Genomic DNA, 13,760 nt, shown 5'->3' on the forward strand with positions numbered 1-13,760 from the left:
TGACCGCGCTGAACACCCCGCACGATCTGCCCACCACCCTCGGCGAGCTGCGCGCCGCCGGCCACCGGGAAAGGGGGGTCAAGCAGGAGATCGCCGAGAATCTGCTGGCCCGCCTCGCCGACGGCGCCGATCCGGCAACCCTGTGGCCCGGCATCTTCGGTTTCGAGGACACCGTGCTGCCGCAGCTGGAGCGAGCGCTGATCGCCGGCCACGACATCGTGCTGCTCGGCGAGCGCGGACAGGGCAAAACCCGGCTGCTGCGGGCCCTGACCGGGCTGCTCGACGAGTGGACGCCGGTGATCGCCGGCGCTGAACTCGGCGAACACCCCTATTCGCCGATCACGCCGGAGTCGATCCGGCGGGCCGCCGAACTCGGCGACGACCTGCCGGTGACGTGGCGGCACCGCAGCGAGCGCTACACCGAGAAACTCGCCACCCCCGACACGTCGGTCGCCGACCTGGTCGGTGACATCGACCCGATCAAGGTCGCCGAGGGCCGCAGCCTGGGTGACCCCGAGACCATCGCCTACGGCCTGATCCCGCGCGCGCACCGCGGCATCGTCGCCGTCAACGAACTGCCCGACCTGGCCGAGCGCATCCAGGTGGCGATGCTCAACGTGATGGAGGAGCGCGACATCCAGGTGCGCGGCTACACGCTGCGGCTGCCGCTGGACGTGCTGGTGGTCGCCAGCGCCAACCCGGAGGACTACACCAACCGCGGCCGCATCATCACCCCGCTCAAGGACCGCTTCGGCGCCGAGATCCGCACCCACTACCCGCTGGAGCTCGACGCGGAGGTCGGGGTGATCGCCCAGGAGGCCCACCTGAGCGCGGCCGTGCCCGACTACCTGCTGGCGGTGCTGGCCCGCTTCGCCCGCTACCTGCGCGAGTCCCGGTCGGTGGATCAGCGCTCGGGGGTGTCGGCCCGCTTCGCGATCGCCGCCGCGGAGACGGTCGCGGCGTCGGCGCGGCACCGTGGCGCGGTGCTGGGCGAGACCGACCCGGTGGCCCGGGTGGTCGACCTGGGCACGATCGTCGACGTACTGCGCGGAAAGCTGGAATTCGAATCCGGTGAGGAGGGCCGCGAACAGGCGGTGCTGGAACATCTGCTGCGCCGGGCCACCGCCGACACCGCCGCGCGGGTGCTGGGCGGGATCGACGTCGGGCCGCTGGTCGCCGCGGTCGAGAACACGGCGGTGACGACGGGGGAGCGGGTGTCGGCCAAAGCGGTGCTGGCGGCACTGCCGGATCTGCCGGTCATCGACGCCGTCGCGCAGCGGCTGGGTGCCGAATCTGATGGCGAACGCGCCGCGGCACTCGAATTGGCTTTGGAGGCACTGTATCTGGCCAAGCGGATCGACAAGACCGCCGATGAGGGTGAAACCGTCTATGGCTAGAAAGCACGCCTCGCGGTATTCGGCCTACACCGGTGGGCCGGACCCATTGGCGCCGCCGGTCGACCTGGCCGAGGCGCTGGAGGAGATCGGCCGCGACGTGATGGAGGGGACATCGCCGCGGCGAGCCCTGCAGGAGCTGCTGCGCCGCGGCACCAAAACCATGACGGGGGCCGACCGGCTGGCCGCCGAGGCGCAGCGACGCCGGCGGGAGCTGTTGCGCCGCAACAATTTGGACGGAACGCTGGCGGAGGTCAAGAAGCTGCTCGACGAGGCGGTGCTGGCCGAACGCAAAGAGTTGGCCCGCGCGCTTGACGACGACGCCCGGTTCGCCGAGATGCAGATCGAGGGATTGTCGCCGTCGCCGGCCAAGGCGGTGCAGGAGCTGGCCGACTACAACTGGCGCAGCGCGCAAGCCCGGGAGTCCTACGAGAAGATCAAGGACCTGCTCGGCCGTGAGATGCTCGACCAGCGCTTCGCCGGGATGAAGCAGGCGCTGGAAGGCGCCACCGACGAAGACCGGCAACGCGTCACCGAGATGCTCGATGATCTCAACGAGCTGCTGGACAAGCACGCCCGTGGCCAGGACACCCCGCAAGACTTCCAACAGTTCATGGCAAAGCACGGCGAGTTCTTCGGCGAGAACCCGCAAAACGTCGAAGAGTTGCTCGACTCGCTGGCCCGCCGGGCCGCCGCCGCGCAGCGCTTCCGCAACAGCCTGTCCGCCGAACAGCGCGCCGAGCTGGATGCGTTGGCCGAGCAGGCGTTCGGCTCCCCGGCGTTGCAGCAGGCGCTGGGACGCCTGGACGCGCATCTGCAGGCGGCCCGACCGGGGGAGGACTGGACCGGCTCGTCGGAGTTCTCCGGCGACAATCCGCTCGGGATGGGGGAGGGCGCCCAGGCCCTGTCCGATATCGCCGAGCTCGAGCAGCTGGCCGAGCAACTGTCGCAGGCCTACCCGGGCGCCAGCATGGACGACGTCGACCTCGATGCGCTGGCCCGCCAGCTCGGCGACCAGGCTGCCATCGATGCGGCGACGCTGGCCGAGCTGGAACGCGCACTGCTCAACCAAGGGTTCCTGGACCGCAGCTCCGACGGGCAATGGCGGCTGTCACCCAAGGCGATGCGCCGGCTCGGCGAAACGGCGTTACGTGATGTGGCGCGGCAACTTTCGGGGCGTCGGGGTGAACGCGACCACCGCCGGGCCGGGGCCGCCGGCGAACTGACCGGGGCGACCCGGCCGTGGCAGTTCGGCGACACCGAGCCGTGGAACGTCACGCGCACCCTGACCAATGCGGTGCTGCGGGAAGTCGCCGAACCGGGCACCAGGGCCGGAAACCGGCTGTCGATCAGCGTCGAGGACGTCGAGGTGTCCGAGACCGAGACCCGCACCCAGTCGGCCGTGGCGCTGCTGGTGGACACGTCGTTCTCGATGGTGATGGACAATCGCTGGCTGCCGATGAAACGCACCGCCCTGGCATTGAACCACCTGATCAGCACCCGGTTTCGCTCGGATGCGTTGCAGATCATCGCCTTTGGGCGCTACGCCCGCACCGTGACCGCCGCCGAGCTGACCGGTTTGGAGGGCGTCTACGAGCAGGGCACCAACCTGCATCACGCGCTGGCCTTGGCCAGCCGGCACCTGCGCCGGCACCCCAACGCCCAGCCCGTGGTGCTGGTCGTCACCGACGGGGAACCGACCGCGCATCTGGAGGACTACGATGGCGCAGGCGCGGGTTCTGCTGTGTTTTTTGATTACCCGCCGCACCCGCGGACGATCGCCTACACCGTCAAGGGCTTCGACGACGTCTCCCGGCTCGGTGCGCAGGTGACGATCTTCCGGCTCGGCGACGACCCCGGTCTGGCCCGGTTCATCGACCAGGTGGCGCGGCGCGTCGAGGGCCGTGTCGTGGTTCCCGAACTCGACGGACTGGGCGCCGCGGTGGTCGGCGACTACCTGAGGTCGCGGCGCCGCTGAGCCTCACCGGGACAGCAGCCGCTGCTTCTGCTCGGCGAACTCCGCTTCGGTCAGGTATCCGGCGTCGTGGAGTTGGCCGAGTTCCCGGATCCCGGCGGCCAGTTCGATGACCGAGTTCGCCGGTGGCTGAGGCGCCGCAGTCGGCGAGCATGCGTCCGATGATTGCGCCGGCGCCTTGCTCTCGGCAGCGGCCGTCGGCTTGCCCTGCTGGCCGCGGTTCTGATTGATGGCGCCGGCCAGCGCACTGCCGCCCATACCCGCCAGGGCCATCTGACCGAATGCTGTTCCCAGCCCGGCCGGCGAGGGACCGGCGGCACTGCTGAGCGGTGTCGAGTAGCTGGCGTGGCGGATCTCCGGGGCTGCCTCGGCCCAATTCGGCGGCACCGACAACGCGCCGAGCGGTAATGCGCGACCGACCTTGACCGACTCGTGGGGCACTCGAAGGTTCTCGGTCGACGGCACCTCCGTCGTCGCTCCCAATTGGCTCAGGGCCTCCAAGATGTTTCGCTGGCCGCCGTACAGCAAATCCTGGGTGTCGAAAATCTCTCGGGAGTCCATCTCCGCGTAATACGCCGCCTCGACGGCCATCACAAGACTGATGACCGACAACGGAAACGCGACGACCGACAACGGCAGGGCGATACCGAGGGCCGTCTCGTCGGCAAGAATGCCCAGCAGGTCGAGCAGCCCCAGGGGCGGCTCCGCCTGCATCGGCAGCACGGTAGGTGCGGCCTGGGTCGGGCCGGCTCCCTGGAGCGTAGAGGCCAGCTGAGACGGCAACGTCTGCGCGTTGCTGCCTGCGGTGTTACCCGCGGCGTTCTGAAGTGCGGCAGCTTGGCCCAGCGGCCCAGCCGGGTTGGCGGTCTGCGGTGGCGGCTGGAACGGCTCCAACACGGTCGCGGTCGCTGACAGCGACGCGTAGCTGTACATCGCGGCGGCGTCCTGGGCCCACATTTCGGCGTAGTGGGCTTCGTTGGCCGCGATCGCCGCCGCGTTCTGCCCCAATATGTTGGTGGCCAACAAGGTCAGCAAGGCAGCCCGGTTGGCCGCGATCACCGGTGGGGGCACCACCATCGCAAACGTCGCCTCGTAGGCGGCCACGGCGGCCTTGGCCTGCATCCCGGTCTGCTCCGCCTGGGCGGAGGTGGCATGCAACCACGAGATGAAGGGCGTGATCGAGGCCGCCATCGCCGCCGAGGAGGGGCCCAACCATGGCCCGCTCGTCAGCCCAGAGACCACCGAGGCATAGGCCGTGGCGGCCAGGTGGAGTTCGGTGGCGAGCCCATCCCACGCCGTGGCAGCGGCGAGCATCGGACCCGGGCCGGCCCCGGCATACATCAGCCCGGAGTTCACCTCCGGTGGAAGCGCCGCGAAATCCATTTCTCAACCCCGGGCGGTTTGCGGCATCCGGACCACGCTGTTACCGGTGGCCCGTGGGTGCGCGCCGGTAATGTGGTTCATTGCAGGTGCATCCCTCCGGTCTGGGTGATCTGAGGCATCTGGGCTGTTGCCGGTCTGATCTTTCGATCAATCCGCCCACCGCATCTCCCGCGCGCTCAACACCCCGGGATGGCATACGCGCCGTCAACGCCGACGCTGCTCTGGAGGACGTAATTCCATTCTCCGAGCGGGTACCGGTCGGTCGCCATGGTGTTTGACACCCATTCGCGGGCCGCGGCAACCCGTATGGACAATCGGGTGCGACGAAGACGATGGTGGTGGTATGTACCGTTGGACAGCGGTCGTCGATAGGTTTCGGCGGCGAGCGCGGGCGCCCGCGCGCGGGCTGTTTCGCCGGGTCGTTCTGATCAACGGTCTGGTCTTCACCTTCGGCACGCTGGTGCTCGCCATGTCGCCGGCAACCGTTTCCGGGCCCGTCCGACTGACCGAGATTCCGGTCCTGGTGGTCGGGTTGGCGGTCGTGGTAGGCGCCAACGCGCTGCTGCTGCGGTCGAGCCTGGCGCCGCTGGATCGGCTCGCGGCGTCGATGAGGCGCGTCGATCTGCTGCGGCGCACCGACCGGGTGCACGACCCGGGCGACGGTGACCTGCACCATCTCATCGAATCCTTCAACGGCATGCTGGACCGGCTCGAATCGGAGCGGGCCTCCTCGAGTGCGTTGGCGTTGACCGTGCAGGAGAACGAGCGGCAGCGCATCGCCAGGGAGTTGCACGACCAGATCGGTCAGACCCTCACCGTCGCTCTGCTCACCCTCAAGCGGGCCGTCGACGCGGCTCCCGCGGAGATCCGCGGTGACCTCGCCGACGCCCAGGAGATCGTCCGGGCCAGCCTCGACGAGGTGCGCAGCATCGCCCGCCGGCTGCGCCCGGATGCGCTGGAAGACCTCGGCCTGCGCAGCGCACTGCAGGCGCTGTGCAACCAATTCACCCAGGCGACCGGCATCGACGTCGTCAAACAGGTTGCCCCACAAGCCGATCAGCTGACCCCGGATCTCAGCCTGGTCTGCTACCGCATCGCCCAGGAGAGCCTGACCAACATCGCCCGCCATTCCGGAGCGCAGAAGGCCTGGCTGGACCTGCACGTCAACGCCGAATCAGAGCTGACGCTGCGGATCGCCGACAACGGCAAGGGCGGGGTGAGCGTCGAAGGCGCCGGAATCACCGGAATGCGCGAACGCGCCCTGCTGGTGCATGCCACCCTGGCCATCACATCCCCGAGCAACGAGGGAACCGAAGTCCGGCTGGTGGTGCCGGCCCGAGCGAGCGCGGGAGGCCAGTGATGGCGCTACAGCCGGCGCGCATCATGCTCGCCGACGATCACGCCCTGGTGCGCAGTGGGCTGCGGATGATCCTGGATGCCGAGCCCGACCTGTGCGTGGTGGCGGAGGCGGCCGACGGATCCGAGGCGCTCGCAGCCCTGCAGAACACCCCGGTCGACCTGGCCATCCTCGACATCGCGATGCCGCGGATGACCGGGCTGCAGGCCGCCCGGGAGATCAACCGCAGCCATCCCCATGTGCGGGTGCTGATGCTGTCGATGCACGACAACGAGCAGTACTTCTTCGAAGCCCTCAAAGCGGGCGCGTCGGGCTACGTCCTGAAATCGGTGGCCGACCGCGACCTGCTCGAGGCGTGCCGGGCGACGATGCGCGGGGAGCCGTTTCTGTACGCCGGCGCGGTGACCGCGCTGATCCGGGACTACCTGCACCGCTCCCGGCAGGGCGACGACTTACCGGACAACATTCTCACCCCGCGCGAAGAGGAAGTGCTGAAGCTGATCGCCGAAGGCTTCTCAGCGCGCGAGATCGCCAAAACACTGGGGATCAGCGCCAAAACCGTCGACCGCCACCGGACGAACACCCTGCAGAAGCTCGGCCTGCGCGACCGCTTGGCACTCACCCGTTACGCAATCAGGGCGGGCCTGATCGAGGCCTAGCGGCGTTCGCAAGCGCGGCCGAGCCGGGCGCAGCCGGACGCCGCCATTGGGCCCGATGGGGGTTCAACCCCCCACCGAATGGGGGTTGTATTCCATGGCGCGCGGCCGCATCTGCACAGAAACTGGAATTAGTTGCGGTGGGAGATGCAGTGCACGTTTGAGCGGGGCTCGATGTGCCTGTCGTTGTCGCGACCGGCTGTGGTGCTGCCCGGCGCCGCCCGTGTATCAGATGTGTTGTACCAGAACTGATTCCATTGCTTGGATCAATTCGTCTTGTGGAGCGTGATGCTAGCGATACTGCTTGCCCACACGGTGGGCGCCGCTGCGGCACCGGCATTAGTGCGTAGGTGGGGTCGGTCGGCGTTCTATCCGCTGGGCTTGATTCCGCTGGTATCGCTGGTGTGGGTGGTGCTGAACTGGCCCACTGGCCCTGCCGACGATCACCGAACGGTGGTGTCGTGGGTGCCCGGCCTGGCATTGAACATCGCACTGCGCTTCGACGCGCTCTCGGCGATCATGAGTGTGCTGGCGTTGGGCATCGGCGCCCTGGTGCTGTTCTACTGTGCCGAATACTTCCGCCCAGTCAGTGCCCAGGCGGTCACCGATCCGCGGCTGCCCAGCTTCGCCGCGAAGATGGTCGGGTTCGCCGGGGCCATGTTCGGGCTGATGGTCGCCGACAACATGCTGCTGCTGTACGTCTTCTGGGAACTGACCACGGTGCTGTCGTTCCTACTGGTCGGCCACTACGCCGAACGCTCCATCAACCGCCGTGCCGCCACCCAGGCGTTGCTGGTGACCACTGCCGGTGGCCTGGCCATGCTGGTCGGCATCATCATGCTGGGCAACACCGCCGGCACGTACCTGCTCTCGGAGCTGGTCACCGATCCGCCGTCCGGGACGGTCGTCACTGTCGGCGTGCTGCTGGTGCTGGTCGGCGCGCTGAGCAAGTCGGCGATCGTCCCGCTGCATTTCTGGCTGCCGGGTGCGATGGCGGCGCCGACCCCGGTCAGCGCCTACCTGCACGCCGCTGCGATGGTCAAGGCCGGGATCTATCTGGTGGCGCGGCTGACGCCGGGGTTCGCCGACTCGCCGGGATGGCGGCCGACGGTGGTGGTGCTGGGTCTGGCCACCGCCCTGCTGGCCGGGTGGCGCGCGGTCCGCGAGTACGACCTGAAGCTGCTGTTGGCCTACAGCACCGTCAGCCAACTGGGGCTGATGATCATGCTGGTCGGAGCCGGCGGGGCCGATCTGATGCTGGCCGGGCTGACCGCCATGTGTGCGCATGCCGCGGCCAAGGCAACGCTGTTCATGGTGGTCGGCATCATCGACCACGCCACCGGCACCCGCGACCTACGCGAGCTGGCCGGGCTGCGACGACGCTGCCCCTGGTTGTTCGTGATCGCCGCCGCCGCCGCGGCCAGCATGGCCGGGGTGCCACCGTTCGTCGGCTTCATCGCCAAGGAGACCATTTTCGGGACCGAGGCGCAGGCCCCGGCCCTGGGGGCTGCCGGCCCGTACGTGTTGGGCGCCGCGGTGCTCGCCTCGATGTTCACCGTGATCTACAGTGCACGGTTTCTGTGGGGCGGCTTCGCCGGTAAAGGCCGTACCGCGCCCAGCCGCCACGTCGCCGAACTGCACCGCCCGCGCGCGGCGTTTTTGGTGCCCCCGGCGGTGCTCGCCGCTGCCAGCCTGATCCTGGGTCTGTGTGCGCTCGGCCTCGACACGGTGCTGCACGGCTACGCCGACACGGTGCCCGAAGGCAGCGACTACCACCTGGCGCTGTGGCACGGCGCGGGGCTACCGGTGTACCTGTCGGCGGCGGTACTGCTGGTCGGCACCGGTGTCTTCGTCGCACGCGGTCCGCTGCGGCTGACCCGGCTGCGCCGGTTGCCGCTGGGCAAGGCCGATCAGCTCTACGACGATTTCCTTCGGGTGCTCGATGTGGCGGCCGTGCGGCTGACCGGGGTCACCCAACGCGGTTCACTGCCCATCAACCAGGCGATGATCTTCGCGACGCTGGTGCTGCTTCCGGTGACGGCGCTGGCGTTGGGAGCGCGCAACCGAGTCGATCTGCAGCTGTGGGACACCCCGCTGCAATTGACCGTCGCGGTGCTGGTGGTCGCCGGCGGTATCGGTGCCACGGTGGCGCGTAACCGGTTGTCGGCGGTGCTGATGGTCGGTGTGACCGGCTACGGCTGCGCCGCGGCGTTCGCCTTCCACGGCGCACCCGATCTGGCGTTGACCCAGTTGCTCGTCGAGACCGTGACACTGGTGATCTTCGTGCTGGTGTTGCGCACGCTTCCCGCGGAGTCGGAGCGGCCCACGATGGCGCGCAACCGGCTGCCGCGCATAGCGCTGGCGGTGTCGGTGGGCATCAGCGTCGCGGTGCTGGCGGCCTTCGCGATGGCGGCCCGCAGCCAGGACGGTGTCTCGGTGGCGTTGGGGGAGGCCGCGTATGTCCGCGGCCACGGCGCCAACACCGTCAACGTGCTGCTGGTCGACGTCCGGGCCTGGGACACCCTCGGCGAGATCTCGGTGTTGCTGGTGGCCGCGACCGGGGTGGCCTCGATGGTCTTCCGAACCCGGCGGTTCGGCCGGGCACCACGCATCGCCGATGCCGGTGCGCACCGCACGGCCGGCCTGGTCGTCCCGGCCACCCCGTACAGTCCGGCGATCGGATCCACCACCTGGCTGCGCGGCAGCGCCTACCACGATCCCAACCAGCGGTCGCTGGTGTTGGAGGTCGCGACCCGCGCCATCTTCCCGCTGATCATGGTGGTCTCGCTGTATTTCCTGTTCGCCGGGCACAACTATCCGGGCGGTGGTTTCGCCGGCGGGCTGGCCGCCGGGCTGGGGCTGGTGCTGCGTTATCTGGCGGGCGGGCGATACGAGCTCGGCGAGACGCTGCCGCTGGACTCCGGGAAGATTCTCGGCGTCGGGCTGAGCCTGGTCGGCGGCACGGCGCTGGGGTCGCTGCTGCTCGGTGCTCCGGTGCTGTCCTCGGCGGTGCTGTCGTTCAGCCTGCCGGTGGTGGGCGACGTCAAGATGGTCACCGCATTGTTCTTCGACATCGGCGTCTACCTGGTGGTGGTCGGCATGGTGCTCGACGTGTTGCGCAGCCTGGGCGTCCGGCTCGACCAGGAGCTGGAATCGCAGGCCCGCGCCCGATCGCTGGCAGGAGTGTCATGACCGCGCATCTGGTTCCGCTGCTGATGGCCGCCGGCCTCACCTCGTGCGGGGTGTACATGCTGCTGGAACGCAGCCTCACCCGAACGCTGCTGGGCCTGATGATGATCGGCAATGCCATCAACCTGCTGATCATCGATGTCTCCGGGCCGGGCGGCAGCCCGCCGATCTACAACAGCACCGAGGGCATGGAGACCGACGCCGACCCGTTGGCGCAGGCCATGGTGCTGACGGCCATCGTCATCACCATGGGCATCGGCGCGTTCGTGCTGGCGCTGACCTACCGCTCCTACCACCTGACGACGACCGAGGACATCGGCGACGACTGGGAGGCGACCCGGGTGTCTCAGCTCTCCGACGAGGAGATCATCGCCGCCGAGGAGGACCCCGGTGTGCTGGTGCCCGCCGGTGAACTGGACGCCGTCAGTGAGGAGCCACGGTGAGTCTCGCCGCCGTCTTGATGCCGCTGCCGGTGCTGCTACCCACGCTGGGTGCCGCCCTGACCCTCATCGTCGGCCGGCGTCCCAGGGTGCAGCGCCCGATCACCATCGCGGTGCTGTGCGCGGTGGCCGCCGTCAGCGCCGCCTTGCTGTACCTGACCGACCGGGACGGGACGCTGGTGTTGCACGTCGGCGGCTGGGGGCCGACGGAGCAGAAGCTCGGCCCGCTGGGCATCACCCTGGTGGTCGACCGACTCTCGGCGCTGATGCTGGTGGTGTCGGCGATCGTGCTGCTGACGGTGATGGTCTACGCGATCGGGCAGGGCGTGCGCGACGGCGACGACCGCCAGCCGGTGTCGATCTTCCTGCCCACCTATCTGACCCTGGCCACCGGCGTCTCGCTGGCCTTTCTGGCCGGTGACCTGTTCAACCTGTTCGTCGGCTTCGAGATGCTGCTGGCCGCGAGCTTCGTCTTGCTGACCATCGGGGCCAGCGCCGAACGGATCCGGGCCGGCATCGGCTACGTGATGGTGTCGATGGCGTCATCGTTGATCTTCCTGTTCGGTATTGCCCTGGTCTATGCCGCGACCGGCACGCTGAACCTGGCCGAGCTGGCCACCCGCACCGGCGACCTGCCCGCCGGGACCCGCAGCGCGGTGTTCGCGGTGTTACTGGTGGCGTTCGGCATCAAGGCCGCCGTCTTCCCGCTGTCGGCGTGGTTGCCCGACTCCTATCCGACCGCGCCGGCACCGATCACCGCGGTGTTCGCCGGGATCCTGACCAAGATCGGTGTCTACGCGATCATCCGCGCGCATTCGCTGCTGTTCCCCGATGGCGGACTGGACTCGGTGTTGTTGGTGGCGGCGTTGTTGACCATGCTGGTCGGCATTTTCGGCGCCGTCGCGCAGAGCGACATCAAGCGGCTGCTGTCCTTCACGTTGGTCAGCCACATCGGCTTCATGATGTTCGGAGTGGCGCTGTCGAGCCGGTTGGGCATGACCGGCGCCATCTTCTACGTGATGCACCACATCATCGTGATGACGACACTGTTCCTGGCGGCCGGATTGATCGAACGCCAGGGCGGTGCATCGTCGATGCAGCGCCTGGGCGGCTTGGGCGCCAATCCGCTGCTGGCGTTCGTGTTCTTGATTCCGGCGTTCAACCTCGGTGGTATCCCACCTTTTTCAGGTTTCATCGGCAAGACCGCGGTGCTGCAGGCCGGAGCCGACGACGGTTCGGTGCTGGCCTGGTGTCTGGTGGGCGGCGCTGTGGTCACCAGCCTTCTGACGCTGTATGTGCTGGCTCGGGTGTGGACACGGGCGTTCTGGCGCCGGCGGGTCGATGCCCCCGAGGCTGCGCTGGTCAACGCCACTCCGCCGGTGCTGCTCGACGACGTCGCCGAGGTCGCCTACGACGACCGCGACGACGTGGGCCGGATGCCGACCTGGATGCTGGCCCCCACCCTCGCCCTGATCGGGTTCGGGCTGGCGATGACCGCGCTGGCCGGCCCGATCTTCGCCTACAGCGAGCGTGCCGCGGCCGAGGTCCTCGACCGGGGCGAATACATCTCGGCCGTGCTGTCGGGGGGTGACTCGTGAGGGCGATAGCGCTGCGGATTTTCGCGGTGTCGGCGTTGGCGACCATCTGGACGCTGTTATGGGGCCGGTTCACCATCCCCAACATCGTCGTGGGGGTGGTGGTCGCGACGCTGATCCTGGTATTGCTGCCGTTACCGCCGGTGCCGGTCCAGGGCCGCGTGCATCCGCTGGCGATGCTGCAGTTGGCGGGGCTGTTCGCCTGGTATCTGCTGGTCTCGAGCTTCCAACTGATGTGGTTGGCGATCAAGCCCGGCCCCCCACCACTGACCGGGGTGCTGCGGGTGCCGGTGAATATCAAATCCGATCTGGTGCTGGTGCTGGCTTCGGCCATCACCACGTTGATCCCCGGGTCGATCGTGCTGGAGATCGACCAGGTGCGCCGGATTCTGTATTGCCACGTGATCGATGCCGGATCGGCGCGGTCGGTCGAGCGGTTCCTCGCGCAGGTCGCCCAGGTAGAGCGACTTTTGATAGCCGCTTTCGAGCGCGACGACGAATGGCAGCCGGCGGGAGGAACTGCATGACCGTCATCTGGGCAACCGCGGGCGTGTTGCTGGGGGCCGCCGCGATCATCACCATGTATCGGCTACTGGCCGGGCCCAGCACGCTGGACCGACTGGTGGCGCTGGACACGCTGGCCGCGATGACCATGTGCGGTATCGGCATCTGGGCCGCGGTCAGCCGGGACACCACGGCGACCTACAGCCTGGCAGCACTGGCGCTGGTCGGCTTCATCGGATCGGTGAGCGTGGCCCGGTTCCGGGTGCCCGACGATCCCGAACTGCGGAGGCAGCCATGATCGTTCTCGACGTGATCGCCGGAGTGCTGGTGCTCGCCGGGGCCGTGCTGGCGCTGACGGCGGCGATCGGGGTGGTGCGGTTCGGCGATACGTTGGCGCGAATGCACTCGGCCACCAAACCGCAGGTGCTGGGCCTGCTGTTAGTGCTGGCCGGTGCGTTGATCCGGCTGCGCGGCAGCCACGACGCGGGGATGGTCACCGTGAGCATCATCTTCACGCTGATCACCGCGCCGGTCGTTGCGCACCGGGTCGGCCGGTTGGCCTACCAGGAACAGGACATGACCGAGGTGCTCAGTTTCGACCAGTTGGGCGAACTCAGCGAGGAGGATCAGGCCTCGCGCTGAGGGCGGCGCTGACCTGGCCGCAGCACCGCGACCAGAAAATCCGAATCGTCGGTGAAGGGCCGCAGGTCCCAGGTGCCCAGCAGCAGATCGGTGGTGAGCCCGGCGGCCGCGGCGTCGTCGAAGAACTGGTCGAACCCGTAGTCGCGGTCGGCGCCGAAACCGATGACGACGCGCCCGTCTTCGGCGCAGTGGCGGTGCAGCCGGTGCAGGATCTCGACGCGGGTGCTCGGGGCGACGAACGTCATGACATTGCCGGCCGACACGATCACGTCGAACGATTCGGCGATGCCGCGGGCGGGCAGGTCGAGTTCGGCCAGGTCGCCGACGAGGTAGCGCGGCCCGGGATGATCCTGCTCGGCGGCCGCGATGAGCTCTGGGTCGACATCGACACCGACCACGTCATGACCGGCCGCCGCCAAGACGCCCGCCACCCGGCCGGGACCGCAGCCGGCGTCGAGGATGCGGGCGCTGCGCGGGGCCATCGCGTCGACGAAACGCGCTTCGCCCGCCAAATCCTTACCGGCACGGGCCATTTGGCGGAAACGTTCGATGTACCACTGGGAGTGCCCGGGATCGGCGGCGACTTTCTGCATCCAGAGGCTCTGCTCGACCATGGGTGCATTGT

The 13,760-nt window shown here is 68.6% G+C and carries 12 protein-coding genes; 10 read left to right on the forward strand and 2 right to left on the reverse strand.

Annotation, left to right across the window (positions count from 1 at the left end; translation table 11 throughout):
• Positions 1-8 precede the first annotated feature (8 nt).
• Positions 9-1,397, forward strand: coding sequence for a sigma 54-interacting transcriptional regulator (locus AC5Y4Q_RS21130; protein ID WP_064920181.1), 1,389 nt, complete (start codon positions 9-11; stop codon positions 1,395-1,397).
• Positions 1,372-3,372: a vWA domain-containing protein gene (locus tag AC5Y4Q_RS21135; RefSeq protein ID WP_419179742.1), complete on the forward strand. Its 2,001-nt coding sequence runs from the start codon at positions 1,372-1,374 to the stop codon at positions 3,370-3,372. The genes AC5Y4Q_RS21130 and AC5Y4Q_RS21135 overlap by 26 nt, the downstream gene beginning before the upstream one ends.
• A 3-nt stretch (positions 3,373-3,375) precedes the next feature.
• On the opposite strand, the gene AC5Y4Q_RS21140 is transcribed toward AC5Y4Q_RS21135, so the two are convergent.
• Positions 3,376-4,752 (reverse strand): PPE family protein, SVP subgroup, encoded by a 1,377-nt coding sequence (locus tag AC5Y4Q_RS21140; RefSeq protein ID WP_064920155.1) that lies wholly within the window; start codon positions 4,750-4,752, stop codon positions 3,376-3,378.
• A 343-nt stretch (positions 4,753-5,095) separates the two neighbouring features.
• Here AC5Y4Q_RS21140 and AC5Y4Q_RS21145 point away from each other — a divergent pair, with 343 nt between their 5' ends.
• The 8 genes from AC5Y4Q_RS21145 (at position 5,096) to AC5Y4Q_RS21180 (ending at position 13,135) form a co-directional block, all read left to right on the forward strand.
• Positions 5,096-6,112: a HAMP domain-containing sensor histidine kinase gene (locus AC5Y4Q_RS21145; RefSeq protein WP_499960137.1), complete on the forward strand. Its 1,017-nt coding sequence runs from the start codon at positions 5,096-5,098 to the stop codon at positions 6,110-6,112.
• A complete protein-coding gene (locus AC5Y4Q_RS21150) occupies positions 6,112-6,768 on the forward strand; it encodes a response regulator transcription factor (RefSeq protein WP_125225473.1) in 657 nt (218 codons plus the stop codon). Before AC5Y4Q_RS21145 ends, AC5Y4Q_RS21150 begins: the two co-directional genes overlap by 1 nt.
• Before the next feature lie 285 nt (positions 6,769-7,053).
• The gene (locus tag AC5Y4Q_RS21155; protein WP_064920152.1) at positions 7,054-9,957 is read left to right on the forward strand and encodes a Na+/H+ antiporter subunit A; all 2,904 of its coding nucleotides are present in this window, start codon (positions 7,054-7,056) and stop codon (positions 9,955-9,957) included.
• Entirely contained in the window at positions 9,954-10,397 is a 444-nt protein-coding gene (locus AC5Y4Q_RS21160) for a Na(+)/H(+) antiporter subunit C (RefSeq protein ID WP_064920151.1), read from the forward strand. Before AC5Y4Q_RS21155 ends, AC5Y4Q_RS21160 begins: the two co-directional genes overlap by 4 nt.
• Positions 10,394-11,992, forward strand: coding sequence for a Na+/H+ antiporter subunit D (locus AC5Y4Q_RS21165; RefSeq protein ID WP_234786475.1), 1,599 nt, complete (start codon positions 10,394-10,396; stop codon positions 11,990-11,992). Before AC5Y4Q_RS21160 ends, AC5Y4Q_RS21165 begins: the two co-directional genes overlap by 4 nt.
• Positions 11,989-12,516: a Na+/H+ antiporter subunit E gene (locus AC5Y4Q_RS21170; RefSeq protein WP_064920150.1), complete on the forward strand. Its 528-nt coding sequence runs from the start codon at positions 11,989-11,991 to the stop codon at positions 12,514-12,516. Before AC5Y4Q_RS21165 ends, AC5Y4Q_RS21170 begins: the two co-directional genes overlap by 4 nt.
• Positions 12,513-12,791, forward strand: coding sequence for a monovalent cation/H+ antiporter complex subunit F (locus AC5Y4Q_RS21175; protein WP_064920149.1), 279 nt, complete (start codon positions 12,513-12,515; stop codon positions 12,789-12,791). The genes AC5Y4Q_RS21170 and AC5Y4Q_RS21175 overlap by 4 nt, the downstream gene beginning before the upstream one ends.
• On the forward strand, positions 12,788-13,135 hold the full coding sequence (locus tag AC5Y4Q_RS21180; RefSeq protein WP_064920148.1) for a monovalent cation/H(+) antiporter subunit G: 348 nt from the start codon (positions 12,788-12,790) through the stop codon (positions 13,133-13,135). The genes AC5Y4Q_RS21175 and AC5Y4Q_RS21180 overlap by 4 nt, the downstream gene beginning before the upstream one ends.
• Here AC5Y4Q_RS21180 and AC5Y4Q_RS21185 read toward each other — a convergent pair.
• Entirely contained in the window at positions 13,120-13,749 is a 630-nt protein-coding gene (locus AC5Y4Q_RS21185; protein WP_499960138.1) for a class I SAM-dependent methyltransferase, read from the reverse strand. The genes AC5Y4Q_RS21180 and AC5Y4Q_RS21185 overlap by 16 nt on opposite strands.
• Between the last annotated feature and the right edge of the window lie 11 nt (positions 13,750-13,760).

It is taken from the genome of Mycobacterium sp. NGS16 (assembly GCF_059813225.1).

Excerpts from the sequence above, each read along its gene's own strand:
- AC5Y4Q_RS21135 (WP_419179742.1), top strand. The coding sequence starts at position 1,372 with ATGAGGGTGAAACCGTCTATGGCTAGAAAGCACGCCTCGCGGTATTCG.
- AC5Y4Q_RS21140 (WP_064920155.1), bottom strand. The coding sequence starts at position 4,752 with ATGGATTTCGCGGCGCTTCCACCGGAGGTGAACTCCGGGCTGATGTAT.
- AC5Y4Q_RS21145 (WP_499960137.1), top strand. The coding sequence starts at position 5,096 with ATGTACCGTTGGACAGCGGTCGTCGATAGGTTTCGGCGGCGAGCGCGG.
- AC5Y4Q_RS21150 (WP_125225473.1), top strand. The coding sequence starts at position 6,112 with ATGGCGCTACAGCCGGCGCGCATCATGCTCGCCGACGATCACGCCCTG.
- AC5Y4Q_RS21155 (WP_064920152.1), top strand. The coding sequence starts at position 7,054 with ATGCTAGCGATACTGCTTGCCCACACGGTGGGCGCCGCTGCGGCACCG.
- AC5Y4Q_RS21160 (WP_064920151.1), top strand. The coding sequence starts at position 9,954 with ATGACCGCGCATCTGGTTCCGCTGCTGATGGCCGCCGGCCTCACCTCG.
- AC5Y4Q_RS21175 (WP_064920149.1), top strand. The coding sequence starts at position 12,513 with ATGACCGTCATCTGGGCAACCGCGGGCGTGTTGCTGGGGGCCGCCGCG.
- AC5Y4Q_RS21180 (WP_064920148.1), top strand. The coding sequence starts at position 12,788 with ATGATCGTTCTCGACGTGATCGCCGGAGTGCTGGTGCTCGCCGGGGCC.
- AC5Y4Q_RS21185 (WP_499960138.1), bottom strand. The coding sequence starts at position 13,749 with ATGGTCGAGCAGAGCCTCTGGATGCAGAAAGTCGCCGCCGATCCCGGG.